The following is a 24,273-nucleotide window of genomic DNA, read 5'->3' as shown; positions in this document are numbered from 1 at the left end:
TCTCAACGCGCTCCTCGCACCGCTCGGCCCCAGGGGGCCTCCCGGGCGTCGGCCCGCTGCGTCGGCCTCCGGCCGCCGGGTCAGCGGCGCGCCGTGACACCCGTCAGGGCCGTGACCACCGGGTCCAGCGCCTGGTTGATCTCGTCGCCGATCGAGCGGAAGAACGTGATCGGCGCCCCGTACGGGTCGTACACCTCGTCCGCGTCGGGGGACGGCGCCAGCAGCCAGCCCCGCAGGGCGGCCGCGGCCCGGACCAGGGCCCGCGCCCGCTCCGCCATGCCGTCGTCCAGCGGCGGCAGCGTTGCCGGATCTATGGCCCGCACCAGCCGCGTGAACTCCTTCAGGGTGAACGTCCGCAGCCCCGCCGAGTGGCCCATCGAGATGACCTGCGCCCGGTGGTCCCGCGTGGCGGTCAGCACCAGGTCGGCCCGGATGACGTGCTCGTCCAGCAGCTCCCGCCCGGTGAACCCGGACGCGTCGGCCCCGAAGTCCTCCAGCACGGCGGCCGCGTTCGCCTCCATCGGGGCGCCCTCGTGGCCCCACGTGCCGGCGCTCTCCACGATGAGGTCCCCGTGGACGAGGCCTCCCAGCCGGTGCGCGAGGGCGTGCCGCGTCAGCCGCTCGGTGATCGGCGAGCGGCAGACGTTGCCGGTGCTGACGTGGAGTATGCGGAAAATGTCGCCACCGGCTATGCCACGCCCCTCAGGGCTCACGGGGCGACCTCGAGGTCGGGTACGACCTCCCGCAGCTGGTCCGCGGTGAGCGCGCCCTCGCGCAGCAGGACGGGAACCTTCCCGGTGACGTCGACGATCGACGACGGCTGGATGCCGGGCGTCGGCCCGCCGTCCAGGTACACCGACACGGAGTCCCCGAGCATCTCGCGCGCCGCGTCGCAGTCCTCCGGCGCCGGGTGCCCGGTCAGGTTCGCCGAGGACACCGCCATCGGGCCGACCTCGGTCAGCAGCTCGATCGCGACGGGGTGCAGGGGCATCCGTACGGCGACGGTGCCGTGGGTGTCCCCCAGGTCCCAGGCCAGCGAGGGCTGGTGCTTGGCGACGAGCGTCAGCGCGCCCGGCCAGAAGGCGTCGACGAGCTCCCACGCCTGCTCGGAGAAGTCCGTGACCAGGCCGTGCAGGGTGTTCGGGGAGCCGATGAGCACCGGGGTGGGCATGCCGCGGCCCCGCCCCTTGGCGGCGAGCAGGTCGTGGACGGCCTCCGGGCTGAAGGCGTCCGCGCCGATCCCGTACAGGGTGTCGGTGGGCAGCACGACGAGCTCGCCGCGACGCACGGCGGATGCGGCTTCACGCAGACCCGTCTTGCGGTCCGTCGCGTCGTTGCAGTCGTATCGCCGGGCCATCAGCGGTTCTCCTCGTGCAGCAGGGGGGTGTGGGGAAGGGGCGCGCCGGTCACGGCATCGCCTTGCGGGCGGTGGCGAAGCGCGGGCGGTTGTTGAGGTCCGGGTGGTCGGCCGCGTCGGCCCAGCCCCGCTCCTCGGCGAAGATCCAGGGCACCTGGCCGCCCTGGGTGTCGGCGTGCTCGACGACGACGATTCCGCCGGGCCTGAGCAGCCGGTGGGCGGTGCGCTCGATGCCGCGGATGGTGTCGAGGCCGTCCTCGCCGGAGAAGAGCGCCATCTCCGGATCGTGGTCCCGGGCCTCAGGGGCCACGTACTCCCACTCGGTGAGCGGGATGTACGGCGGGTTGGAGATGACCAGGTCGACCTGTCCGTCGAGCTCGGGCAGGGCGCTGAGCGCGTCACCCTGGTGGACGGTGACCCGTGAGCCCTCGGCGTTCTTGCGGGTCCACCGCAGGGCCTCCTCGGACAGCTCGACCGCGTGGACGCGCGAGCGCGGCACCTCCTGCGCCATCGCCAGGGCGATCGCGCCGGAGCCGCTGCACAGGTCGACGATCATCGGCTCGACCACGTCCATCGCCCGCACGGCGTGTATGGCCCAGTCCACGACCGACTCGGTCTCGGGCCGGGGCACGAACACCCCGGGCCCGACCTGGAGCTCCAGATAGCGGAAGAAGGCGCGGCCGGTGATGTGCTGGAGCGGCTCGCGCGCCTCGCGGCGGGCGACGGCCTCCCAGTAGCGGGCGTCGAAGTCCGCGTCCTTGACGTGGTGCAGTTCCCCCCGCTTGACGCCGTGCACGAAGGCCGCGAGCTCCTCCGCGTCGAAGCGCGGTGAGGGCACGCCGGCGGCGGCCAGCCGCTGGGTGGCCTGGGCCACCTCGGCAAGCAGCAAGTTCACGCTGGTCCTCCGGGCTGCTGTCATGGGGGTCCCCCCTGCTCGAGCGAAGCCGAGAGCTTGGGGGAGGGGGGTGGTGCGGGGCGTTGCGGCTCTTACTGCGCGGCGGCGAGCTTGGCCGCGGAGTCGGCGTCGACACAGGCCTGGATGACCGAGTCGAGGTCGCCGTCGAGCACCTGGTCCAAGTTGTACGCCTTGAATCCGGTGCGGTGGTCCGAGATCCGGTTTTCCGGGAAGTTGTACGTACGGATCTTCTCGGAGCGGTCCACGGAGCGGACCTGGCTGCGGCGCACGTCGGAGGCCTCCTGCTCGGCGGCTTCCTGGGCGGCTGCCAGCAGGCGCGAGCGCAGGATGCGCATGGCCTGCTCCTTGTTCTGGAGCTGGCTCTTCTCGTTCTGGCAGGAGGCGACCACACCGGTCGGGATGTGCGTGATGCGCACGGCCGAGTCGGTGGTGTTGACGGACTGGCCGCCGGGGCCCGACGAGCGGTACACGTCGATGCGGAGGTCGTTCATGTTGATCTCGACCTCGACCTCCTCGGCCTCCGGGGTGACGAGCACGCCGGCGGCGGAGGTGTGGATGCGGCCCTGGGACTCGGTGGCCGGAACCCGCTGGACGCGGTGCACGCCGCCCTCGTACTTCAGGCGGGCCCACACGCCCTGGCCGGGCTCGGTGGCGCCGTTGCCGCCCTTGGTGCGGACGGAGACCTGGACGTCCTTGTAGCCGCCGAGCTCGGACTCGGTGGCGTCGATGATCTCGGTCTTCCAGCCCACGCGCTCGGCGTAGCGCAGGTACATGCGCAGCAGGTCGCCGGCGAACAGCGCCGACTCGTCGCCGCCCGCGCCCGCCTTGACCTCGAGGAGCACGTCCTTGTCGTCGCTGGGGTCGCGCGGGACCAGCAGCAGGCGGAGCTTCTCGGTGAGCTCCTCGCGCTGCACGGTCAGCTCCTTGACCTCGGCCGCGAAGTCGGGGTCGTCGGCGCTAAGCTCCTTGGCCGTCTCGATGTCCTCGGCCGTCTGCTTCCACGCACGGAAGGTCGCGACGATCGGCGTCAGCTCCGCGTAGCGCTTGTTCAGCTTGCGGGCGTTGGCCTGATCCGAGTGGACCGAAGGGTCGGCGAGCTTCTTCTCAAGATCGGCGTGTTCGCCGATCAGTTCCTCGACCGCCTCGAACATCGGGGGCTCCTGTGGTGAAAGTACGAAAGAACGGCACTGGGTGGCGGGGCTGGACGACGACAAAGGCGCCGGTCCGGCCACCCCCGCATGGACAGGGGGCGGCCGGTGACCGGCGCCTGGGTCGCGCTACTTCTTGGCCGCACCCTTGCCGAAGCGAGCCTCGAAGCGGGCCACGCGGCCACCGGTGTCGAGGATCTTCTGCTTGCCGGTGTAGAAGGGGTGGCACTCGGAGCAGACCTCGGCACGGATGGTGCCGCTGGTCAGCGTGGAGCGGGTGGTGAACGACGCGCCACAGGTGCAGCTGACCTGGGTCTCGACGTACTCGGGGTGAACATCGCGCTTCAAGGTGTCTCCTAGATTCGGGAGGGCGCCGGGTCGCAGGGGCCGAATTGCGCGCTGCGTGAACCGGGGCCGACAGACCAGTCTGCCAGGACCGGGCTGCCTGTCAAAATTCTGAGGACGCCTCCCTCAACGGAGGAGGGCCCGCATGTATTCCGCGGCGGCGCCGGGGCCCGCCTACTGGACTATCCCGCCGACCGTGCCCTTGTCGCCCATCGAGTTCTCGGTGGCCTCGGCGGGGACGGGCTGGTCCGCCAGCAGGGCGTCCCAGACCAGCTTGGACTGCTTGGTCAGCGGGGCCACGCGGTCGGAGTCGAGGGGGTCCACGGTCACCGGCAGCGTGATCATCTGCATGTCCTTGGCGTCGATGCCCTGGAGGCTCTGGGCGAAGCCCATGAGGGACTTCACATCGCCGAGCGCCTTGTCGGTGGTGATCGTCTTGGTGCCGGTGTCGGCGAGATCGAGCAGCCTCTTGGGGTTGTCGAACAGGCCGATGCTCTTGACCTGCTTGATCAGCGCCTTGATGAAGGCCTGCTGGAGCTGTATTCGGCCAAGGTCGCTGCCGTCCCCCACGCTCTTGCGGGTACGGACGACACCGAGGGCCTGCTCCCCGTTGAGCCTGTGGGGGCCCGCCGCGAGGTCGAGGTGGCTGGCACCGTCCTTGATCGGCTTGGTGATGGTCACGTCCACGCCGCCGAGGGTGTCGATGATCTTCTTGAAGCCGGTGAAGTCGACCTCGATGTAGTGGTCCATGCGGATCCCCGACATCTTCTCGACGGTCTTGACCGCGCAGGCGGCCCCGCCGATGGTGAAGGCCTCGTTGAACTGCCTGCGCCGGCTGCCGGGGTCGGTCTTCCCGTTGGGCATGGTGCAGGAGGGCTGGGCGATCATCGTGTCGCGCGGTATGGACACGACGCTGGCCTTCTTGTGGCCCTCGTACAGGTGGACGATCATCGCGGTGTCGGAGCGGGCGGAGCCGCCGTCGTCCTGGCCGTACTCGGAGTTCGCGCCGCCGCGGGAGTCGGAGCCGAGGACGAGGATGTCCATCGAGCCGTTGTCTATGTTCTGCGGACGGTCGGTGCCGAGCGCCTGGTCGATGTCGACGGTCTTCAGGTTCCCGTTGAACTTGAAGTAGAAGTAGCCGAGGCCCGCCCCGCCGAGCAGGACCACGCCCGCGGCGCTCCACGCGACGATGGCGAGGGCTCTGCGGCGCGCCGGCGGCTTCCGTCGGCGCCGGCCCGCGGCGCGCCGGCCGCGGCCGTTGCTTTCCTCGCTCATGCTCTCCTCAGTCCTGGGTCCGGTTCCCCGTGCTGCTCTGCGTCTGCTGACACAGACGGGCGAACGCGCTCCAGGGTTCCACGGCCGGCGCGGCCCTCCGACCTGGGCCAAAAGGGCCGCCTCCCGGGATAGGCGCTACGTAATGCCGCCTCGACCTGGGGTTTTGCCAGGGGACGCCGGATTGCGGACAGAGGTTCATCCGGTGCCGACATGTGCGAAAAAGCACAGCCGCCCCCGCCGCGGATGCGGCGGGGGCGGCTGCGGTGACGCGCGGACTACCGTCAGTCGTCGTTCTTGCCCGACGGGGTCGTCTTAGCGATCTGCATCAGGAACTCGGCGTTCGACTTCGTCTGCTTCATCTTGTCGAGAAGCAGCTCGATCGCCTGCTGCGAGTCGAGTGCGTGCAGCACCCGGCGCAGCTTCCAGACGATGGCGAGCTCCTCCGCGTTGAGGAGGATCTCCTCCTTGCGGGTGCCCGACGGGTCGACGTCGACGGCCGGGAAGATGCGCTTGTCGGCGAGCTTCCGGTCGAGCTTGAGCTCCATGTTGCCGGTGCCCTTGAACTCCTCGAAGATCACCTCGTCCATGCGCGAGCCGGTGTCGACCAGCGCGGTGGCCAGGATGGTCAGCGAGCCGCCGTCCTCGATGTTGCGCGCGGCACCGAAGAAGCGCTTCGGCGGGTACAGCGCGGTCGAGTCGACACCACCGGACAGGATGCGGCCGGAGGCGGGCGCCGCGAGGTTGTACGCGCGGCCCAGACGGGTGATGGAGTCCAGCAGGACGACCACGTCGTGACCCAGCTCGACGAGGCGCTTGGCGCGCTCGATGGCCAGCTCGGCGACGGTGGTGTGGTCCTCGGCCGGGCGGTCGAAGGTCGAGGAGATGACCTCGCCCTTGACCGACCGCTGCATGTCGGTGACCTCTTCCGGACGCTCGTCGACCAGGACGACCATCAGGTGGCACTCGGGGTTGTTGGTGGTGATCGCGTTGGCGATCGCCTGCATGATCATGGTCTTGCCGGTCTTCGGCGGGGCCACGATCAGACCGCGCTGGCCCTTACCGATCGGCGACACGAGGTCGATGATGCGGGTGGTCAGCACGCCCGGGTCGGTCTCCAGGCGGAGCCGGTCCTGCGGGTAGAGCGGGGTCAGCTTCTGGAACTCCGGGCGGCCGCGGCCGGATTCGGGCGCCATGCCGTTCACCGAGTCCAGACGCACGAGGGCGTTGAACTTCTCGCGGCGCTCGCCGTCCTTGGGCTGGCGCACGGCACCGGTGGTGTGGTCGCCCTTGCGCAGGCCGGCCTTGCGGACCTGGGCGAGGGAGACGTACACGTCGTTGGGGCCGGGCAGGTAGCCCGAGGTCCGGATGAACGCGTAGTTGTCGAGGATGTCGAGGATGCCCGCGACGGGGATCAGGACGTCGTCGTCGGCGACCTGCGGCTCGTTCGGCGCGAACTCGTCGCGGCCACGACGGCCACGGCGGTCGCGGTAGCGGCCGCGACGGCCACGACGGCCGCCCTCGTCGTCGAAGTCGTCCTGCGGGCCGCCATCCTGGCGGTCCTGACGGCCCTGCTGGCCCTGCTGCTGGCGGTCCTGACGGTCCTGGCGGCCGCCCTGCTGCTGACGGTCCTGACGGCCGCCGCCCTGGCCGCCCTGCGCGCCCTGGCCGCCCTGACCCTGGCCGCCCTGGCCCTGGTCGTCGGCCTTGGCGCCGCGGTCACGGCGGTCACGCTGGCGGTCCCCGCGCTCGGCGCGGTCACGGCGGTCGCGCCGGCCGCGGCCCTCGCCCTCCTGGGCGGGCGCGGAGACGGCGGTCGCGGCCTCGGCCTTGGTCTCCGCCGGCGCGGCGGCGGTGACGGTCTCGGTCTTCGCCTCGACCTGCACGGCAGCGGCGGGGGCCGCGGCCTCCGGGCTGCCGGAGGGGGCCGTGGCCCGACGGCGACGGCGCTCGCCCACGGGGGCGTCGTCGGAGGCCGGCTGGCCCGGGATCTCGATCTGCGCCGGCGCGGCGGCGGGCTTCTCGGCCGGAGCCTCGGCGGCGGCCTCGCCCGTACGGGCCTTGCTGGTGGCGCGGCGCTTCGGCTTGGCCTCGGCGGTGTCGGCGGCGCCCGCGGCGGAGGACGCGGCCTTGGGGGCGCTGCCGCCACCCGCCTGCGCCTCCTTGATGACCTCGATCAGCTGGCTCTTGCGCATCCGCGCGGTGCCCCTGATCCCGAGGCCCGACGCGACCTGCTGCAGCTCGGCCAGGACCATGCCGTCGAGGCCGGTGCCGGAGCGGCGGCGCTTGGGGGCCGCGCCCGCGGCGGGGGCACTGGCGTCGACAGAGGTGTCGGCAGCGCCCATCAGATCGGTGGTGTCGCTCACGAAGGGTCCTTCCCTGGAGCGGACGTCGGCCTGTCTGGCTCGGCGACCGGTTGTGCTGTCCGACAGCAGTCCGGGTGTGTGAACTGTGCCGGGGCGAGTGGTCCGCCGATAGAGAGACGGCGGAGAGAAACGTGCATGGGTGGTTCCGGCGAGAAGCCCCCGAGCTTGAAGCGTGGGAATGTCACGCCGATTCCGGAGCGTGCTCGAAACTGCTGGAAGTGATCAAAGCAGTCGGGGAGGCTCCCGGAAGAAAGGTGGTCCCGGATTGGGACACTGAGCACCGAGCCATGGCGGCTTCGGATACGCACTTGAGGTTAACACTACCGGATCCAACAGACATTCCCCCTCTCAATCACCGGCAATCGCGCCCTTCCGCGCGGGCGGCCTGCCCTGGCCGCCCACGCCCCTGACCGGCCCTGACTCAGCCGCCCTGGGTGCCCAGCGGAAGTACGCTCGCGCCCGCGGCGTCGAGTGCGAGCCGGTTGGCCGCCCACCCCTCGCCCGCGAGCTGCGCGACCTTGTCGGCCGCGCCGTTGTCGACCAGCGCCAGGACCGTGGGGCCCGCGCCGGAGATGACCGCGGGGATGCCGTCCGCCCGCAGCCGGTTGACGAGTGCCACGCTCTCGGGCATCGCCGGGGACCGGTACTCCTGGTGGAGCCGGTCTTCGGTGGCCGCCAGCAGGAACTCGGGACGCCTGGTCAGGGCCTCCACGAGCAGACCCGCGCGGCCCGCGTTGACGGCCGCGTCCACGTGCGGGACGGTGCGCGGCAGCAGGCCGCGCGCGGTCTCCGTCAGGACCGGCTTGGAGGGGACGAAGACCACCGGAACGATGGAATCGGCGGGCTCCATCCGGATCGCCTTGGCGCTGCCGCCGTCCATCCACGCCAGGGTGAAGCCCCCGAGCAGACAGGCGGCGACGTTGTCGGGGTGCCCCTCGATCTCGGTGGCGAGCTCCAGGAGGGCGGTGTCGTCGAGCTTGGCCTCTCCGCCTATGGTCACGGCGCGGGCGGCGACGATGCCGGCGCAGATGGCGGCGGAGGAGGAGCCGAGGCCGCGGCCGTGCGGGATGCGGTTGGCGCAGACGACCTCGAGGCCGCGCGGCTGGCCGCCCAGCAGGTCGAAGGCGGTGCGCATGGAGCGTACGAGCAGGTGGCTCTCGTCCCGCGGGAGGGTGTCGGCGCCCTCGCCCGCGATGTCGATGTTCAGGCCGGAGTCGGCCACCCGGACGACGACGTCGTCGTAGAGCCCCAGGGCCAGGCCGAAGGCATCGAAGCCCGGGCCGAGGTTGGCACTGCTGGCGGGGACGCGCACCCGTACGGCGGCGGCGCGGAACGCTGGACCGGCCATCGTCCGATGACACTCCTTGTTACTGTGCGAGATCTTCGCTCTTCGCTGGCTCGCTGCGAATGTACTGGAGAACGTACGACACCCGAAGGCCCTTGGGGCAGCACCGCGGTCATATGCGCGGTGGCGGATGTAAGTACAGCGTATCGAAGGAAGGTTCTCTCGCGACATAGGGCGCACAGGAGGCGCACGATGCGTGTCGCGGGTGCCGCGGCCTTCGGCCGCACTTTTGTCTTCGTACGGGGTGAGTTGCCGGGTTCCGGAGGGTCTGGTGAGCCCTCCGGAACCCGGCTCTCGGGTGGTGCGTCAGACCAGGCCGAGGCGGACGGCCGCGGCTTCGGCGTCAACCGGAACGGTGACCGGCTGCGGAGCGCCGGCGATCGCCCAGTCGGGGTCCTTCAGGCCGTTGCCGGTGACGGTGCACACGATCTTCTGGCCCGGGTCGACCAGGCCCTGCTCGGCGGCCTTGAGCAGGCCGGCCACGGAGGCGGCCGAGGCGGGCTCGACGAAGACGCCCTCCTGGGCGGCCAACAGCCGGTAGGCGGCGAGGATCTGGCGGTCCGTCACCTCGTCGATGAAGCCGCCCGACTCCTCCTTCGCGGCGAGCGCGTAGTCCCAGGAGGCCGGGTTGCCGATCCGGATCGCGGTGGCGATGGTGTGCGGCTCCTTGACGACCTCGCCGCGCACGATGGGCGCGGAACCGGAGGCCTGGAAACCCCACACACGGGGCGTACGGGAGGCCAGGCCGTCGGCCTTGTACTCCTTGAAGCCACGCCAGTACGCGGTGATGTTGCCGGCGTTGCCGACGGGCAGCACGTGGATGTCGGGCGCGTCACCGAGCGCGTCGACGATCTCGAACGCGGCGGTCTTCTGGCCCTCGATGCGGACCGGGTTGACCGAATTGACCAGCGCCACCGGGTAGTTGTCCGACAGCGCGCGGGCCAGGTTCAGGCAGTCGTCGAAGTTGCCGTCCACCTGGAGGATCTTGGCGCCGTGCACGAGGGCCTGGCCCATCTTGCCGAGCGCGATCTTGCCGCGGGGCACGAGGACGGCGGAGACCATCCCGGCGCGCACCGCGTACGCGGCGGCGGAGGCCGAGGTGTTGCCGGTGGAGGCGCAGATGACGGCCTTGGCGCCGTCCTCCTTGGCCTTGGTGATGGCCATGGTCATGCCGCGGTCCTTGAAGGAACCGGTGGGGTTCGCCCCCTCGACCTTGAGGTGCACCTCACAGCCGGTGCGCTCGGAGAGCACCTGCGCGGGGACGAGAGGCGTGCCACCCTCGCGGAGTGTGACCACGGGAGTCGTGTCCGTCACCGGCAGGCGGTCCCGGTACTCCTCGATGATGCCGCGCCACTGGTGGGTGCGATTGCTGCTCATGGGTCCTTACTCCCCTTCAACACGCATGATGCTGGCGACACCGCGCACGGTGTCCAGCTTCCGCAGCGCGTCGACGGTCCCGGAGAGGGCGGCGTCGGGCGCTCGGTGAGTGACGACGACGAGGGAGGCCTCGCCGTCCTTGCCCTGCTGGGTGACGGTGTCGATGGACACGCCGTGCTCCGCGAAGACCGTCGCGACCTGGGCGAGGACGCCCGGCTTGTCGGCCACATCGAGGCTGATGTGGTAGCGGGTGACGACTTCGCCCATGGCACTGACCGGCAGCTGGGTGTAAGCGGACTCGCCCGGCCCCGTTGCCTCGGCGAGCTTGTTGCGGCAGACGGCGACGAGGTCGCCGAGGACCGCGGACGCGGTCGGCGAACCGCCCGCGCCGGGCCCGTAGAACATGAGCCGCCCGGCGGCCTCCGCCTCGACGAAGACCGCGTTGTAGGCCTCGCGTACGGAGGCGAGCGGGTGGCTCAGGGGGATCATCGCGGGGTGCACGCGGGCCGTGACGGACGCGCCGTCGGCGGCGCGCTCCAGGATCGCCAGGAGCTTGATGGTGCAGCCCATCCGCTTGGCGGAGGCGAAGTCGGAGGCGCTGACCTCGGTCATGCCCTCGCGGTAGACGTCGTCGAGGCGGACCCGGGTGTGGAAGGCGATGCCGGCCAGGATCGCGGCCTTGGCGGCGGCGTCGTAGCCCTCGACGTCGGCGGTGGGGTCGGCTTCGGCGTATCCGAGGGCGGTGGCCTCGTCGAGCGCCTCCTGGTAGCCGGCGCCGGTGGCGTCCATCTTGTCGAGGATGAAGTTCGTCGTGCCGTTGACGATGCCCATGACCCGGTTGATCTTGTCGCCCGCGAGGGACTCGCGCATCGGGCGGACCAGCGGGATGGCGCCGGCGACGGCGGCCTCGTAGTACAGGTCCAGGCCGTGCTTCTCGGCGGCGGCGTGCAGCGCGGCGCCGTCCTGGGCGAGCAGCGCCTTGTTCGCGGAGACGACGGAGATGCCGTTCTCGAAGGCGGTGGTGATGAGGGTGCGGGCCGGCTCGATGCCGCCGATGACCTCGATGGCGACGTCGATGTCGCCGCGTTTGAGGAGGGCGGTCGCATCGGTGGTGACGAGCGCGGGGTCGATGCCCTCGCGCACCTTGGAGGGCCGCCGTACGGCCACACCGGCGAGCTCGACGGGCGCGCCGATCCTCTGCGTGAGGTCGTCGGCGTGCGTCGTCATGATGCGCGCCACCTCTGAGCCGACCACTCCACAGCCCAGCAGCGCCACCTTCAGCGGACGCGTACGCATCATTCGACCTACGCCTTTCGTCTTCCTTCAGTACCCCGCGCGCGGATTGCGCGAGGGGTGAGAACCAGTCTCACTCAATGGACATCAGTTTCCACCCTCGGTCCATTGAGTGAGACACCTATTTTGGGGGTCCGGGGCCTTCTCCCAGAAATATGCGGATCACCCGAGGTCGAGACGCAGGAGATCTTCCTCCGTCTCGCGCCGGACGATCACACGGGCCTGTCCGTCACGCACGGCGACCACCGGCGGACGCAGCGCGTGGTTGTAGTTGCTGGCCATGGAGCGGCAGTACGCGCCGGTGGCCGGGACGGCGAGGAGGTCGCCGGGGGCGAGGTCGGCGGGCAGGAACGCGTCCTTGACGACGATGTCGCCGCTCTCGCAGTGCTTGCCGACGACGCGGACGAGCATGGGCTCGGCGTCGGAGGTGCGGGAGACGAGGGTGACGGAGTACTCGGCGTCGTAGAGCGCGGTGCGGATGTTGTCCGACATCCCGCCGTCGACGGAGACGTACGTCCGCAGGCCCTCCAGCGGCTTGATCGTCCCGACCTCGTAGAGGGTGAAGGCGGTGGGCCCGACGATGGCACGGCCGGGCTCGACGGAGATCCGCGGCGCCCGCAGCCCCGCGCTCTCGCACTCCCGGGCGACGATCTCGGTGAGGGACTTGGCGATCTCGTGCGGCTCGCGCGGGTCGTCGTCGGACGTGTAGGCGATCCCGAGGCCGCCGCCGAGGTCGATCTCGGGGAGCTCGACCCCGTGCTCGTCGCGCACGGCGGCCAGCAGCTGCACGACGCGCTTCGCGGACACCTCGAAGCCGGCCATGTCGAAGATCTGCGAGCCGATGTGGGAGTGGACGCCGAGCAGCTCCAGCGAGTCGTGCCCGAGCGCGCGCCGCACGGCTTCGGCGGCGGAGCCGTCGGCGACGGCGATGCCGAACTTCTGGTCCTCGTGCGCGGTGGCGATGAATTCGTGCGTGTGCGCCTCGACCCCCACCGTCACGCGGATCTGGACGGGCTGGCGTACGCCCAGCTCACGGGCGATGTGTGCGACGCGGGCGATCTCCTGGAACGAATCCAGCACGATCCGCCCCACTCCGGCCTCGACGGCCCGGCGGATCTCGTGCTCGGACTTGTTGTTGCCGTGGAAGGCAATGCGCGCGGCGGGCATTTCGGCGGCGAGTGCGGTGGCCAGTTCCCCGCCGGAACACACGTCGAGATTCAGCCCCTCTTCCTTGAGCCACTTCACGATGGCCTTGGAGAGGAACGCCTTTCCGGCGTAGAAGACATCCGCGTCCTTGCCGAAGGCGTGCGCCCAGGCCCGGCACCGGGCCCGGAAGTCCTCCTCGTCAAGGAAGTAGGCGGGGGTCCCGAACTCCTCGGCGAGCTTGGTCACTTCCATCCCGCCGACGCTGACGACCCCGTCGTCGCCACGCGTGACGGTCCGGGCCCAGACCTTCTCGTCGAGGGCGTTGAGGTCGGCCGGGGGCGGGGAGTAGTGCCCCTCGGGCAGGACGTCGGCGTGACGGGGCCCGGCGGGGTGCGCGGAACGGCTCATCGGTATCTCTCTTCACTGTTCACAGGCGTTCAGGTGCGTCGATGCCGAGCAGGGCCAGGCCGCCGGCCAGCACCGTCCCGGCGGCTTCGGCAAGAGCCAGCCGGGCGCGGTGGGCGGCCGAGGGTTTCTCGTCCCCCTTGGGCAGGACGCGGTACTGGAAGTCGAGCAGCGCGTCCGCCAGCTCGACGAGGTGCCGGACGAGCCGCTCGGGCGCCCGGTGGTGCGCGGCGGCTTCGAGGACGAGGGGGTGGTCGGCGAGGGCGCGAACGAGCTCGTCGGCGCCGGACACGTCCCCGGCCTCCGCGGCGAACCCCAGCTGCGCGGCGTTCCGTACGAGCGCACGCGCGCGGGCGTGGGCGTACCGCACGCGGAAGAACTCGCTGCTCTCCGTCTGCGCGAGCAGCTCGTCGGAGAAGTGGGGGGTCTCGCGTGCGGGCACGGACAGCGCGGCCCAGACGGCGGCGTCGGCCCCGTACACGGCCCGCACATCGCCGTCCCGCTTGGCGACGGGCGCGACGCTCGGCCACGGCGCGCCGTTCCCCTCCCCCTGACTGCGCAGGAGCCGTACGACGGCCTCGTGGACGGCACGCTGCCGCAGCCCGGCGGTGGGCGCCCAGCAGAACGGCTCGGTCTCCACGGCTCGGTCGGCGTACCCGTACCGGCGGCCGCGAGCACGGATGTCATCGACGAGCCCGGCGACGGACAGCGGCGCGAGCGTGAAGTTCAGGAACCCGGCGCCGGTGACGTCGGCCCGCTCCACCCCGGGCTCCCCGGCCAGCCGGCGGGCCAGCACACCGGCCACCTCGCCGGGGGCGCGACGGGCACCCTTGGCCACCTGAAAGGCGACGGGGGTGGCGTAGTCCCCCACCCCGCCGGGCCGGGTCCGCTCGACGACAACCCGCGCGGGCACCTCGGTCCCCACCGGCAGCTCCCCGTCCTCGACGGCGCGGCGTACGGCGCGTACGACGCAACGGGAGAGGTCGGCGGGGGTCACGGGACCAGCCTAGGGGAGACGCCCACGCATCAAGCGAAGGGTTTCGCCATGTGAACAGCAGGCCTCCTGGGACGGCGACGGCCCCTACCCCCTGCCCCTCCCGGCGGGAGCCCCTCTCCTCCCGTCACGCCGGTCCTTGCGCTCGATCAGGCGCCGCACGACGCGCACCAGCTCGGTGGGCTCGAAGGGCTTGGCGACGAAGGCGTCCACCCCGGCCGCGATCCCGGCCTCGACCTCGTGCTGCGTACAGGCGCTGACGATGGCGACGGGCACGTCCCGGGTCCGCGGATCGGCCCGCAGCTGAGTGGCGGCCCCGAACCCGTCCAGCCGGGGCATGACCACATCAAGGGTGATCACATCCGGGCACACGCGATGCACGACGTCCAGACACTCGGCACCATCGTTCGCGGTCACGACCTCGAAGCCCTCCAGCTCGAGATTGACCTTGATCAGCTGCCGGATGACCTTGTTGTCGTCGACAACAAGCACCCGGCCCGAGACGCCTGGCACAACTCGAGAGTAGGTCGAGCCAAGCCCCCGCGTCCGGGTTTTTGCCACTTCCACCCCCTCCGGGCGACCCACCCCCCGCTCCCCCGGAAACCGGTTCCTGATCACCCCGCGGAAGCTGGTAGTGTTCAACCCGTCGCCGCACAGCGAACGACACGCCCCCGTAGCTCAGGGGATAGAGCAACGGCCTCCGGAGCCGTGTGCGCAGGTTCGAATCCTGCCGGGGGCACTTCGCAGGAAGTGCCCAAAGACCCCGCCATCAGCGCCTTCGCTGAGACGGGGTCTTCGCGTATGTGCCGCCAACTGCCGTGCCGTGCACGCTCCCGGGGCCCCGCAGCGTCTCTCCGCTCACTCGCGATCACCCCCAGGATTGACCGCCTCGCGCCACCGAGCCTTCCGTTCCCGCCTGTTCGCGGTCGGGCGGACCGCAGGGCAGGCCCGGGGTGACTTCCGGTGGTCTGTACGAGGGAGGTGGGGTGGGGTCTGTGGGTTTGGGGGATGGGTGGGGGTGGGGGGTCTGCGTAGGGTGGTTCGTGAGGCCGCATAGTGCCGTTGACCTGGCGCTTTGCGGGGAGTGCTCGCAGAGGATGGGGCGGCTGGGATGCGTGAGCTGGTGGAGACGGCGCGGCAGTGGGTGGCCGAGGGGCGGGCGGGGTATCTGGCCCGGCCCGTGACCGAGCAGGGGTTCGGGCCGCGGGACCCCGCCGGGGCCGTGCTCGTCGATGCGCGGGGGGAGTGCGTCGGGGCGCTGTACAACGGGGTGTTCGACGCGCAGCTCGTTGCCGAAGCGGGGGCCATGGCGGCCGGGGACAGCGCCCGGGTGTGTGAGGTGTCGGTCGGCGCGGGCGAGGCCGTGGAGGCGCGGCTGACCTGCGGCGGGCAGGCCGAGGTGCTGATCCAGCCCCTGACGGCGATCCCCGCGGAGTGGTGGGAGCTGCTCGGCGAGGGGGCCGGGGTGGCGCTCGTGAGCCGGCTGAACGAGGCCGCCGATCAGGCGGTCAGTGAGGTCGTACGGGCCACGGCGGCGCCGCGCGACGATGCCGGGCGGCGGGCCGGGGAACTGCTGGCGAGCAGGCGGCCGGGGCGGGACGCGCTGTACGGGGAGTCCGGGCTGGTGCTCGTCGAGGCGTATCCCTCGGCCCCGTACGTGGTGATCGGCGGGGGCGGCGAGCTCGCGGAGATCATCGAGCGGCAGGCCGTGCTGCTGGGCTGGGGCGCGCGGACCGTGGAGGCGGCCCCGGACGCGCTGAAGGTGCTCACCGATCACCGCGACGCGGCCTGTCTGGTGCTGCTGAGCCATGATCCGGAGTTCGATGTCCCGACGCTGCGGGCCGCACTGGAGCTCGGGATCCCGTACGTGGGAGCGCTCGGTTCGCGGCGAACCACCGCGCGACGGCGCGAAGGGCTCGTCGCCGCCGGGGTGAGCGAGGCCCAACTGGCCCTGGTGCACGGGCCGATCGGGCTCGACCTCGGCGCGCGGACCCCGGCCGAGACGGCTCTCGCCATCTGCGCCGAGATCCTGGGCGTGCTCGGCGGCCGCGAGACGCGGGCCCTGCGCGACTCGGACGGGCCGCTGCGGGGCTAGACGGCGATCCGCCGCCTCTAGTCCTCCAGGGCCCGTTCGAGCTGGGCCTTGTTCATGTCCGAGCGGCCGTGGATGTTGCGGCGCCGGGCCTCCGCGTAGAGCTGGTCGTACGTCGGGCCCTGGGCGCCGGAGTGGGAGTGGAGGCCGCCGCGGCGGGACGAGGACATGTCCTCCAGGGACTGCCTGCTCGCCGTCTTGGACTCGCCCGCCCGCGCGCGTTCCTTGTTCACCGTGCGGGCGGCGATCTCCTTGGCCTTCTCCTCGGACTCGCCGCGCTGCTCGACGCTCTCCTTGATGTGCTCGTACTGGCGTTCTCGTTTGGGTGAAGATCCGCGGGGTGTCATCGGACCGGCCTCCTCGCCTGTACGCGTCCGGGTGCCATGCGGAGCGCGTACCCCGGTTGCGTGAAGGTATCCCGGCCCGGGATGCGCATATCACGCCGAACTGCGGGAAAATGGTGTGTATGGACATGATCCTGAGCGTGGACGCAGTCCTCTCCGACATCGCGTGGTTCTTCGTCGTCGGACTGGTGGTCGTCGGCATGCTGCTCGGCGGCTTCAAGCTGGGCCAGCGGGTCAGGGCCAAGGAGCCCCCGCCCCCCACCCCCGAGAGCCAGCCCCACCTGCCGAACGGCGGCGCGGTGCACGAGGTCCGCGAGGAACGGGACCCGGTGGAGATCCCCGAGGGCGGCCTGCGGCCGCACGAGATGCAGGGCTACGGGAACTTCGGCTCCACCACCTCCGACCACCCGGACGAGGTCCGCAAGGAGCGCGAGTCCGGCTACAAGCCCGTGGAGGGGCCCGGTCCGCACGTACAGCCCGGGGCTCCCCCGGACGCCGGGCGCGGCGCCCACGCCTGATTCCCCAGCCCCGTCGTACCACCCCCGTCGTACCGCCGGCCTCTGGCCCGCGCCTCCCGCGCGGGTCAGAGGTCCGTCCTCAGCCGGAGCACCTCCGGTGGCGGGTGGCGCGTGGAGGTGTGCCGGACCTCCGCCGTCAGCGGCGGGTCCAGCGGGCGGAAGGGGACCTCCCCCAGCCCGATCGCCGTCACCGTCGCCGAGGGCCCCCGGGCTGCCGCCGGCTCCGCCCTGGAGGCCACGACCCCCATCACCTCCGCGCGCAGCGCCGCCGTCAGCGGGCTCGACACCAGCGGCGTCTCGTCCCCGACCGGCAGCACCAGGACCAGGGCCACCGGGCGGCGCGGGGTGCCGGTGTAGCCGACCACCGCCGCGTCGCGCACGTCCGTGTGCCGCAGCTTCTGCCAGCCGCGCCGCCCCGCCGGGTAGGTCTGGTCCAGCCGCTTGACGACCAGCCCCTCGATGCCGCTGGCGGGCAAGGTCTCGTACCAGGTCGCGGCCAGTTCGGGGTCGGTCGTCATCGGCACCGGCTGCAGGGGCGGGCCCAGCGGGAGGAGGAGGTCGACCAGGAGCGCGCGGCGGCGTTCGTACGGGCGCCCGCGCAGGTCGAGCCCGGCCAGTTCGAGCACGTCGAAGGCGGCGTACGAGGCCGGCAGGCTCTGGGCCAGCACGGCGGCCCGCGCGGCCGTGGCCGCCGCCCGCCGCTGTACGAGGGCGAAGTCCGTACGGCCCTCGTGCCACACCACCACCTCCCCGTCGAGGATCGTCCCGGCGGGCAACTGCAGTGCGGCTGCCGCGAGATCGGGGAACGCGCCGGTCACGATCCGGCCGGAGCGGGCCTGGAGCACCACGTCGGTCTCCGAGCGCAGCACGACCAGCCGGTGGCCGTCGAACTTCGGCTCGTACGCCAGGCCCGCCCCCCGCGGGAGGGTCCGTACGGCGGTGGCGAGCGCGACGCGGATCACGGCCGTCGCCGCCCCCCGGGCAGTCTCCCGGCCCGGTCGGGGTCGAGGAGCGGGCCGAGGAGGTCGCCGTCGCGGGACAGCCGCGGCACGATGTCGTCGGCGTAGAAGACCAGGTCGGCGGGGTCGCGGCAGGCCTCGACCTCCTCCCAGGACACCGGCGCGGACACCGTAGGGCGGGCCCGCGCGCGCAGCGTGTAGGGGGCGGCGGTGGTCTTGGCGGCGGCGTTCTGACTGTGGTCGACGAAGACCTTGCCGGGGCGCAGGGCCTTGGCCATGCGGTGCACGACCAGCTCGGGGAGCTCGCGCTCGGCCTCCTGCGCGAGCTGCTTCGCGTACGCCGACACCTGCTCGGAGGGGGTCGGTTCGAGGGCGACCGACAGGTGCACGCCCTTGGAGCCGGAGGTCTTGGGGTAGGCGTGCAGGCCGTCGGCGGCGAGCCGGTCGCGCAGCCAGAGCGCGGCGGCGCAGCACTCGACGACGGTGGCGGGCGGTCCGGGGTCGAGGTCGAGGACCATCCGGTCGGCGAGGGCCGGGCTGCCGGCGGGCCACTGGGGGGTGTGGAACTCCACGACGAGGTTGGCGGCCCACATCAGGGTGGGCATGTCCGCGACGACCACCTGTTCGGCGGAGAGGTCCTCGGAGCGCGGCACGGGCGTGGTCTTCACCCAGGCGGGTGTGCCGGGCGGCGGGTTCTTGGTGAAGAAGAGCTGGCCGTCCGGGCCGTCGGGATAGCGGAGGAAGGACACCGGCCGGTCGTGGACGTGGGCGAGGAGCGGGGCGGCGACGGTGGCGTAGTAGTGGAGCACCTCGCCCTTCGTGAAGCCGGTCTCCGGGTACAGGACCTTGTCGAGATTGCTGAGCGCGATGCGACGGCCCTCCACCATTGTGATCGGCGTCATACGATGAGACTGCCACGAATCAGGAGGAACCGTGCGATCCATTTGGAACGGGGCGATCTCCTTCGGCTTGGTCAGCATTCCGATCAAGCTCGTGAACGCCACCGAGAGCCACTCGATCTCCTTCCGCCAGATCCACCTCGCCGACGGCGGCCGGGTCCGCTACCGCAAGGTGTGCGAGCTGGACGGCGAGGAGGTGTCGAGCGCCGAGATCGGCAAGGGGTACGAGGAGGCCGACGGGTCGATCATCCCGATCACGGACGAGGACCTGGCGCAGCTGCCGATCGCCACGGCGAAGACGATCGAGATCGTTTCGTTCGTGCCGGCGGAGGAGATCGATCCGCTTCAGCTGGATGCGGCGTACTACCTGGCATCGAACGGGGCGACGGCGGCGAAGCCGTACACGTTGCTACGGGAGGCACTGAAGCGGAGCCGGAAGGTGGCGATCGCGAAGTACGCGCTGCGGGGGCGGGAACGGCTGGGCATGCTGCGGGTCGTCGACGATGTGATCGCGATGCACGGGCTGTTGTGGCCGGACGAGATCCGGGCGCCGGAGGGGGTGGCTCCGGAGGGTTCGGTGAACGTGCGGGAGGCCGAACTCGACCTGGCGGACGCGCTGATGGCCACGCTGGGGGAGGTGGAGATGGCCTCGCTGCGCGACGACTACCGGGACGCGGTGGAGGCGTTGATCGCGGCGAAGGCGGGCGGGGCGTTCGAGCCGGCGGAGGCGGTGGTGGAGCCGGCCGGGGGGCAGGTGATCGACCTGATGGCCGCGCTGGAGAAGAGCGTGCGGGCGGCGAAGGCGTCGCGGGGGGAGGGGGGTACGGACTCCGGGGCCGGGGCCGGAGGCAAGGCCGCGGTGACGCCGATTCGGCGCAAGGCCGGGGCCGGGGCCGGTGCCGGTGCCGGTGCCGGGTCCGGGGGACGGTCTGCTTCGGCCGCGCCCAAGGCGGTGGGCGGGAAGAAGTCGACGGCGGCGTCGGCGAAGAAGGCCGCTGCGGCGGGCGGGACGAAGAAGACGGCCGCCGCCAAGTCGACCAAGTCGACCAAGTCGGCGGCGAAGAAGTCCGCCTCGGCGGCCGCGAAGAAGGCGGCTCCGGCGCGGAAGCGGAGCTCCGCCTGACGGGGGTGGGGGTGCGCCTGCGGCGCCGCTCCCCGGGGCTCCGCCCCAGACCCCGCGCCTCAAACGCCGGCGAGGCTGGATGTGCCTGGCGACGGCCGAAGGGTGCGGCTTGGACGCAGGCGCGGCTCAAAGACTCGGGGCTCCGCCTCCGGACCCCGCGCCTCAAACGCCGGCGAGGCTGGATGTGCCTGGCGACGGCAGAAGGGTGCGGCTTGGACGCAGGCGCGGCTCAAAGACTCGGGGCTCCGCCTCCGGACCCCGCGCCTCAAACGCCGGCGGGGCCGGAATTGGCCCGCCTGAGTGCACAGGTGCCCCTACGGGCTTTCGGGGCTCCGCCCCGGACCCCGCGCCTGCCACGTTCGTAGGTCTCGGGCCGTTGTGAACAGGGCTTCGATGTCCGGGGGTTTCAGGGTGGTCGGGGATGCGGTGAGGTCTCGGGGGGCCGTCAGGGGCTGGAGGATGCGGATGTCGCGGAGGGTCGGGGCGGTCTCCAGGCGGGAGGCTTCGACCAGGGCCAGGGCGGGGGCGACGGGGGCCGACAGGGCCGAGGTGGCGCGGGCCGCCGCGCGGCGGGTCCAGCGGGGGTCCGGGCGGGGTTCGGCGCGGCCGACCGTGAGCAGGAGGTCGCCGACCGCGGCACGTTGACGGCGCCCCGGGACCGTACGCACGCAGAAGATCCCTGCGGGCCCGATCAGCAGGTGGTCGATGCGGCCCATCCCCGGGAGCGGAACGCAGTGCAGGATCCGCCAGCCGTCCGCCTCCAGGGTCTCGAAGGCCTCCCCCATGCGCTGCTGGGCCGCCAGGTCCTGGCGGAGCCGGTGCCGGGCGCGGGTGCCCGCGGGCCCGTGTTCCAGTTCGCCCAGCAGGGTCTCGCCCGGCCGGTTCGGCGCCAGGTCCGCATCCGGCGGCATGGCGAGGCCGACCAGCTCCGCCGCCGTGGGGACCGGCGGCGGGCCGATGGCGACGGTCCCGCTCAGATACGGGCGCAGCACCGTCAGGATCGCCTCGCGGTGATCGTCCGCGAGGACGCTGATCCGGTTCGCCTGCCGGTCGTACCACGCCACCGCCTGCCCGTCGGGCAGGTTCACATACAGCCGGCCGCGGCCGGGCCGGCCGCTCGGCAGCACCTTGAGTCCCCTCATGCCCCTCACCCCCGCCGTCCATGGGAGCAGCCCCGGCGCCGCACGGCAATCCCCCTGTTGTGTAACGACTCCGACGGCACCCTGCGACACCGCTGTTACACGAACGGGGCGCTGCCGCAACGGCAGCCGCATAGGTTGGGGCGACCTGGACGCTCCAGGGCGCCACACCGCACCGAAGGACTTCCCGTGAGCACCGTCAGCCGCCGCACTCTCGTTCGCGCCGCCGCCGTGACCGCATGCGCCGGAAGCCTGCTGGCGCTGCCCACCGCCGCCGCTCTGGCCGAGGGGGTGCCGGCGGCCTCGTCCGCGCACTCCGCCGGTCCGCAGCGGACGCTGGTCAAGAGCCTCGCCCTCGCCGACGGCGTCTCCACCGCGAAGGTCTACCGGGTCGCCAAGGACGCGTACCAGGCCGACATCCTCACCGCCGAGGGCCACACGGCCGCCACGCTCACCAGCCGTGACGGGGTCACCGCCGTCGGCGGTGCCGGGGATCTGCACGCCGCGCTCCGGTCCGACGGGCGGCTGACGTCCTGGGTCGGGGACGCCCCCGCACCGGGCGCCGCGCACGGCGTAGCGGGCGACGGATACAAGACCGGCACCCGTAGCGGCGGTGGCAGCGGCCAGGTCGTGCCCGCCTCCGCGCCGAAGGGGACGCGTACGGTCTCCGACGGCCCGGCCGACGTGCAGCGCCTGCACTCGCTGGCCGACGGGCCCGGCGACGGCATGCTGCTGCTCGCCGCGGGCGGCGGCATCGCGGCCGTCGGCGCCGCCGGGCTCGGCTTCGCGATGCTGCGTCGCGGGCGTACCGACGGCTGACCGCGGGCACGCGAGCGCACGGGCACACGGCCTCACAGGCAAAAGGGGCGGATCTCCACATAAGGTTGACGGGATCGCGCCGTCAAGCAGGGCGAGTCGTCGTGCCGTCGTGGAGAGGAGGACCCTGGGGCCGTGAAGACCTTTCCCCACCGTACGGTCGCGCTGCTGGCCCTGGTGCCCCTCGTAGGGCTGATCGCGGGCTGCGGCGAGAGCGGCGGGCTGGCGAGCGCGGGTGCCACCGCGACCGCGAGCGGGCCCGTACACCTGTGGCCCGACCGCCAGGGCGCGGCGGTGCCGCCGGCCGATCCGGGTGGCGCCCCGCCCGAGTACGTCAAGGGGATCCCGCCCGTCCCGGACCAGAACGTGCACGCGGTCGACCCGGTGGCCCTCGTACAGGCGGAGCTGCGGGCGCACCCGAAGGCCGACGTCGGGGCCGACGGGATGCCGCCCGAGACGGCCGCCGCGATCAGGGCGTGCGGGGAGGAGGACGACGAGCGGGCGGCGTGCCCGGTGCTGACGCCGTATTACCGGGACCTGACGGGGAACAACAAGGACGAGTTGATCGTCGGCATCGAGTTCCCGGACAAGATGATGTCCGTACGGGTGTACACGGCGGATGCCGACGGGCGGCTCAACCGGATCATGGCGACCACGCAGACCGTGGTCTCGGTGGAGCTCGCCGGGCGGGACGTGATCCTGGGCGTGCCCAGCGGGAACAACGGCTACGAGCTGATCACCGCCTGGTCCTGGGACGAGAAGCAGCTCACCATGCTGCCGACGCGCGAGCAGATCGTACGGGTGCCCGGGAGTCCGCAGACCTCGACGGGGCCGGGCTCCGGTGTCACTCCGGGGGCCGGTACCGGTGTGGGGCCCGGGACCGGGCCTGGTACCGGGCCCGGTCGGGGTCCTGGGTCCGGGTCCGGGTCCGTGTCCGGGCGCGGTCCCGTTGTGGGCGCGTCGCCGTGAGGCTTCGGCTGCCCGCGTGGACGGCCACGCTGACCTGGAAGTCGGCGTGTTTCATCGTGGTGATGTGCTGCTCCCTGGCCGCCGTGCTGGGTGCGCTGGTGCACGTGGAGGTGACCCGGCAGACCGTGGCCACGGCGCGCGAGAAGGCGCTCGCCAAGCTGCACGACGCCTCGCGCGCGTACGAGGCGGGCGAGGCCCTGCCGCCCGAGTCGGGGCTCGATCCGGAGGGGCTTCCGCCGGGGCTGCGGGCGCTGGCCGTCAGCGGGCACCGCGGGACGGTCGTGGGCGAATACCGGGGCCGCCCGACGATGTGGGCGGCGGCGCCGGCCGACGGGCGGGCGCTGGCCACCGCCATCGACTACGGGCAGAGCGCGCGCACGATCAGCGGCCTGGACAACGCGATCATCGGCTCGTCGGTGCTGGCGATCGGCGGGACGCTGCTGGTCGGCGCCTTCGCGGTGACGCGCGTGACGCGGCGGCTGCACCAGACCGCGACGGTGGCCCGGAGGATCACGCAGGGCGACCTCGACGCGCGGGTGGGCGACCCGCGCACGAAGGATCCGGCGCGGCGGCAGGACGAGGTGGCGACGGTGGCCGGGGCGCTGGACACGATGGCGGGGACGCTGCAGGCGAAGCTGGAGAGCGAGCAGCGGTTCACGGCGGACGTGGCGCACGAGCTGCGGACGCCGCTGACCGGCTTGCAGGCGGCGTCGGAACTGCTGCCGGAGGGGCGGCCGACGGAGCTGGTACGGGAACGCGTACGGACCATGCGGCAGCTGACGGAGGACCTGCTGGAGATCTCGCGGCTGGACTCGGGGAGCGAGGCGGTGGAGACCGATCTGCACCAGCTGGGGCGGCTGGCGCGGCGGGTGGTGCGGGCGTCGGGGACGGCGACGGAGGTCGTGATCGTGCGGGACGCGCACGTGGAGACGGACCGGCGGCGGCTGGAGCGGGTGCTCGGGAATCTGGTGGCGAACGCGCACAAGCACGGGCGGGCGCCGGTGGTGCTGACCGTGGACGGGCCGGTGGTGACGGTACGGGACCACGGGGACGGCTTCCCCGACTACCTGGTGGCGCACGGGCCGCAGCGGTTCCGGAGCGGGGGGAAGGGGCACGGTCTGGGGTTGACGATTGCGGTGGGGCAGGCCGAGGCCATTGGCGCTGCGCTGGCGTTTCGGGGGGCGGAGGGGGGCGGGGCCCTGGCGGTCCTCACCCTGCCCCTGGCGGGGGGCTCGGCGGACTAGCCCCCCTTGGCGGGGGCCCGGGGCTCGGCCGGTCCCCTGGCGGGGGCTCCGGGGGGGCCGGGGGCCGGTCCCCTGGCGGGGACTTCGCGGGGGCCGGGGGGCGGTCCCCTGGCGGGGGCTCCGGGGGGCCGGGGCCGGGGACGGGGTGGGGGGGGGGGCCGGGCGGGGGGGCGCGGAGCGGCGCCGGGCCCGGGGGGGGGCGGCGG

General features: G+C 72.4%; 23 protein-coding genes and 1 tRNA gene. 7 read left to right on the top strand and 17 right to left on the bottom strand.

What is annotated here, in order from left to right; genetic code table 11:
• Positions 1 to 80: 80 nt before the first annotated feature.
• From ACFTXQ_RS13665 to ACFTXQ_RS13605, 13 genes are all read right to left on the bottom strand, one after another.
• Positions 81 to 713, bottom strand: a complete 633-nt coding sequence (locus ACFTXQ_RS13665) for a protein-tyrosine-phosphatase (RefSeq protein ID WP_382639822.1) — start codon at positions 711 to 713, stop codon at positions 81 to 83.
• Complete coding sequence (locus ACFTXQ_RS13660) at positions 710 to 1,357, bottom strand: L-threonylcarbamoyladenylate synthase (RefSeq protein ID WP_355410642.1); 648 nt, start codon at positions 1,355 to 1,357, stop codon at positions 710 to 712. Before ACFTXQ_RS13660 ends, ACFTXQ_RS13665 begins: the two co-directional genes overlap by 4 nt.
• Before the next feature lie 49 nt (positions 1,358 to 1,406).
• Positions 1,407 to 2,252 (bottom strand): peptide chain release factor N(5)-glutamine methyltransferase, encoded by an 846-nt coding sequence (gene prmC / locus ACFTXQ_RS13655; protein ID WP_382639818.1) that lies wholly within the window; start codon positions 2,250 to 2,252, stop codon positions 1,407 to 1,409.
• A gap of 92 nt (positions 2,253 to 2,344) precedes the next feature.
• Complete coding sequence (prfA, locus tag ACFTXQ_RS13650; protein ID WP_382639815.1) at positions 2,345 to 3,424, bottom strand: peptide chain release factor 1; 1,080 nt, start codon at positions 3,422 to 3,424, stop codon at positions 2,345 to 2,347.
• A 126-nt stretch (positions 3,425 to 3,550) separates the two neighbouring features.
• Positions 3,551 to 3,769 (bottom strand): 50S ribosomal protein L31, encoded by a 219-nt coding sequence (rpmE, locus tag ACFTXQ_RS13645; RefSeq protein ID WP_382639812.1) that lies wholly within the window; start codon positions 3,767 to 3,769, stop codon positions 3,551 to 3,553.
• Positions 3,770 to 3,940: 171 nt separating this feature from the next.
• Positions 3,941 to 5,041 (bottom strand): LCP family protein, encoded by a 1,101-nt coding sequence (locus tag ACFTXQ_RS13640; protein WP_382639810.1) that lies wholly within the window; start codon positions 5,039 to 5,041, stop codon positions 3,941 to 3,943.
• A gap of 281 nt (positions 5,042 to 5,322) precedes the next feature.
• On the bottom strand, positions 5,323 to 7,404 hold the full coding sequence (gene rho, locus ACFTXQ_RS13635; protein WP_382639807.1) for a transcription termination factor Rho: 2,082 nt from the start codon (positions 7,402 to 7,404) through the stop codon (positions 5,323 to 5,325).
• Positions 7,405 to 7,825: 421 nt separating this feature from the next.
• Complete coding sequence (gene thrB / locus ACFTXQ_RS13630) at positions 7,826 to 8,752, bottom strand: homoserine kinase (protein ID WP_382639804.1); 927 nt, start codon at positions 8,750 to 8,752, stop codon at positions 7,826 to 7,828.
• A 303-nt stretch (positions 8,753 to 9,055) separates the two neighbouring features.
• A complete protein-coding gene (gene thrC, locus ACFTXQ_RS13625; RefSeq protein ID WP_382639801.1) occupies positions 9,056 to 10,126 on the bottom strand; it encodes a threonine synthase in 1,071 nt (356 codons plus the stop codon).
• A 6-nt stretch (positions 10,127 to 10,132) separates the two neighbouring features.
• Entirely contained in the window at positions 10,133 to 11,422 is a 1,290-nt protein-coding gene (locus ACFTXQ_RS13620; RefSeq protein ID WP_382640111.1) for a homoserine dehydrogenase, read from the bottom strand.
• 159 nt (positions 11,423 to 11,581) lie between these two features.
• The gene (lysA, locus tag ACFTXQ_RS13615) at positions 11,582 to 12,973 is read right to left on the bottom strand and encodes a diaminopimelate decarboxylase (RefSeq protein WP_382639798.1); all 1,392 of its coding nucleotides are present in this window, start codon (positions 12,971 to 12,973) and stop codon (positions 11,582 to 11,584) included.
• 19 nt (positions 12,974 to 12,992) lie between these two features.
• Positions 12,993 to 13,967 (bottom strand): ArgS-related anticodon-binding protein NrtL, encoded by a 975-nt coding sequence (gene nrtL, locus ACFTXQ_RS13610; protein WP_382639795.1) that lies wholly within the window; start codon positions 13,965 to 13,967, stop codon positions 12,993 to 12,995.
• Between the two features lie 84 nt (positions 13,968 to 14,051).
• A complete protein-coding gene (locus tag ACFTXQ_RS13605) occupies positions 14,052 to 14,549 on the bottom strand; it encodes a response regulator (protein ID WP_382639792.1) in 498 nt (165 codons plus the stop codon).
• Between the two features lie 82 nt (positions 14,550 to 14,631).
• Here ACFTXQ_RS13605 and ACFTXQ_RS13600 point away from each other — a divergent pair.
• Together ACFTXQ_RS13600 and ACFTXQ_RS13595 are read left to right on the top strand one after the other, a co-directional pair.
• Positions 14,632 to 14,703: transfer RNA gene (locus tag ACFTXQ_RS13600), tRNA-Arg, on the top strand.
• 372 nt (positions 14,704 to 15,075) lie between these two features.
• Positions 15,076 to 16,059: an XdhC family protein gene (locus tag ACFTXQ_RS13595; protein ID WP_382639789.1), complete on the top strand. Its 984-nt coding sequence runs from the start codon at positions 15,076 to 15,078 to the stop codon at positions 16,057 to 16,059.
• 17 nt (positions 16,060 to 16,076) lie between these two features.
• Here the strand turns inward: ACFTXQ_RS13595 and ACFTXQ_RS13590 are convergent, their stop codons facing one another.
• Positions 16,077 to 16,403 carry a plasmid stabilization protein gene (locus ACFTXQ_RS13590; RefSeq protein ID WP_382639786.1) on the bottom strand — a complete coding sequence of 109 codons (327 nt, stop codon included), beginning with the start codon at positions 16,401 to 16,403 and terminating at the stop codon, positions 16,077 to 16,079.
• Between the two features lie 119 nt (positions 16,404 to 16,522).
• On the opposite strand from ACFTXQ_RS13590, the gene ACFTXQ_RS13585 reads away from it, so the two are divergent.
• Positions 16,523 to 16,918, top strand: a complete 396-nt coding sequence (locus tag ACFTXQ_RS13585; protein WP_382639783.1) for a DUF6479 family protein — start codon at positions 16,523 to 16,525, stop codon at positions 16,916 to 16,918.
• 65 nt (positions 16,919 to 16,983) lie between these two features.
• Here ACFTXQ_RS13585 and ACFTXQ_RS13580 read toward each other — a convergent pair whose 3' ends face one another.
• Positions 16,984 to 17,877 (bottom strand): ATP-dependent DNA ligase, encoded by an 894-nt coding sequence (locus ACFTXQ_RS13580; protein ID WP_382640108.1) that lies wholly within the window; start codon positions 17,875 to 17,877, stop codon positions 16,984 to 16,986.
• The gene (ligD, locus tag ACFTXQ_RS13575) at positions 17,877 to 18,779 is read right to left on the bottom strand and encodes a non-homologous end-joining DNA ligase (protein ID WP_382639780.1); all 903 of its coding nucleotides are present in this window, start codon (positions 18,777 to 18,779) and stop codon (positions 17,877 to 17,879) included. Before ligD ends, ACFTXQ_RS13580 begins: the two co-directional genes overlap by 1 nt.
• A gap of 31 nt (positions 18,780 to 18,810) precedes the next feature.
• On the opposite strand from ligD, the gene ACFTXQ_RS13570 reads away from it, so the two are divergent.
• Positions 18,811 to 19,899 (top strand): Ku protein, encoded by a 1,089-nt coding sequence (locus ACFTXQ_RS13570; RefSeq protein ID WP_382639777.1) that lies wholly within the window; start codon positions 18,811 to 18,813, stop codon positions 19,897 to 19,899.
• Positions 19,900 to 20,213: 314 nt separating this feature from the next.
• On the opposite strand, the gene ACFTXQ_RS13565 is transcribed toward ACFTXQ_RS13570, so the two are convergent.
• A complete protein-coding gene (locus ACFTXQ_RS13565; protein WP_382639774.1) occupies positions 20,214 to 21,041 on the bottom strand; it encodes a nuclease-related domain-containing protein in 828 nt (275 codons plus the stop codon).
• Between the two features lie 186 nt (positions 21,042 to 21,227).
• Between ACFTXQ_RS13565 and ACFTXQ_RS13560 the strand changes: the two genes are divergently transcribed.
• The 3 genes from ACFTXQ_RS13560 (at position 21,228) to ACFTXQ_RS13550 (ending at position 24,067) form a co-directional block, all read left to right on the top strand.
• Complete coding sequence (locus tag ACFTXQ_RS13560; protein ID WP_382639771.1) at positions 21,228 to 21,857, top strand: hypothetical protein; 630 nt, start codon at positions 21,228 to 21,230, stop codon at positions 21,855 to 21,857.
• A 132-nt stretch (positions 21,858 to 21,989) separates the two neighbouring features.
• A complete protein-coding gene (locus ACFTXQ_RS13555; RefSeq protein ID WP_382639768.1) occupies positions 21,990 to 22,823 on the top strand; it encodes a hypothetical protein in 834 nt (277 codons plus the stop codon).
• The gene (locus ACFTXQ_RS13550) at positions 22,820 to 24,067 is read left to right on the top strand and encodes a histidine kinase dimerization/phospho-acceptor domain-containing protein (RefSeq protein WP_382639765.1); all 1,248 of its coding nucleotides are present in this window, start codon (positions 22,820 to 22,822) and stop codon (positions 24,065 to 24,067) included. Before ACFTXQ_RS13555 ends, ACFTXQ_RS13550 begins: the two co-directional genes overlap by 4 nt.
• Positions 24,068 to 24,273: the final 206 nt, after the last annotated feature.

Origin of the sequence: Streptomyces sp. NPDC057010, assembly GCF_042673805.1 — a bacterium.
In the GTDB taxonomy this organism is placed as follows: Bacteria; Actinomycetota; Actinomycetes; order Streptomycetales; family Streptomycetaceae; genus Streptomyces.
This window is presented reverse-complemented; position numbering and strand designations above follow the sequence as displayed.

Excerpts from the sequence above, each read along its gene's own strand:
- ACFTXQ_RS13660 (WP_355410642.1), bottom strand. The coding sequence starts at position 1,357 with ATGGCCCGGCGATACGACTGCAACGACGCGACGGACCGCAAGACGGGT.
- prfA (WP_382639815.1), bottom strand. The coding sequence starts at position 3,424 with ATGTTCGAGGCGGTCGAGGAACTGATCGGCGAACACGCCGATCTTGAG.
- ACFTXQ_RS13640 (WP_382639810.1), bottom strand. The coding sequence starts at position 5,041 with ATGAGCGAGGAAAGCAACGGCCGCGGCCGGCGCGCCGCGGGCCGGCGC.
- thrB (WP_382639804.1), bottom strand. The coding sequence starts at position 8,752 with ATGGCCGGTCCAGCGTTCCGCGCCGCCGCCGTACGGGTGCGCGTCCCC.
- thrC (WP_382639801.1), bottom strand. The coding sequence starts at position 10,126 with ATGAGCAGCAATCGCACCCACCAGTGGCGCGGCATCATCGAGGAGTAC.
- ACFTXQ_RS13620 (WP_382640111.1), bottom strand. The coding sequence starts at position 11,422 with ATGCGTACGCGTCCGCTGAAGGTGGCGCTGCTGGGCTGTGGAGTGGTC.
- lysA (WP_382639798.1), bottom strand. The coding sequence starts at position 12,973 with ATGAGCCGTTCCGCGCACCCCGCCGGGCCCCGTCACGCCGACGTCCTG.
- ACFTXQ_RS13595 (WP_382639789.1), top strand. The coding sequence starts at position 15,076 with ATGCGTGAGCTGGTGGAGACGGCGCGGCAGTGGGTGGCCGAGGGGCGG.
- ACFTXQ_RS13590 (WP_382639786.1), bottom strand. The coding sequence starts at position 16,403 with ATGACACCCCGCGGATCTTCACCCAAACGAGAACGCCAGTACGAGCAC.
- ACFTXQ_RS13585 (WP_382639783.1), top strand. The coding sequence starts at position 16,523 with ATGGACATGATCCTGAGCGTGGACGCAGTCCTCTCCGACATCGCGTGG.
- ligD (WP_382639780.1), bottom strand. The coding sequence starts at position 18,779 with ATGACGCCGATCACAATGGTGGAGGGCCGTCGCATCGCGCTCAGCAAT.
- ACFTXQ_RS13565 (WP_382639774.1), bottom strand. The coding sequence starts at position 21,041 with ATGAGGGGACTCAAGGTGCTGCCGAGCGGCCGGCCCGGCCGCGGCCGG.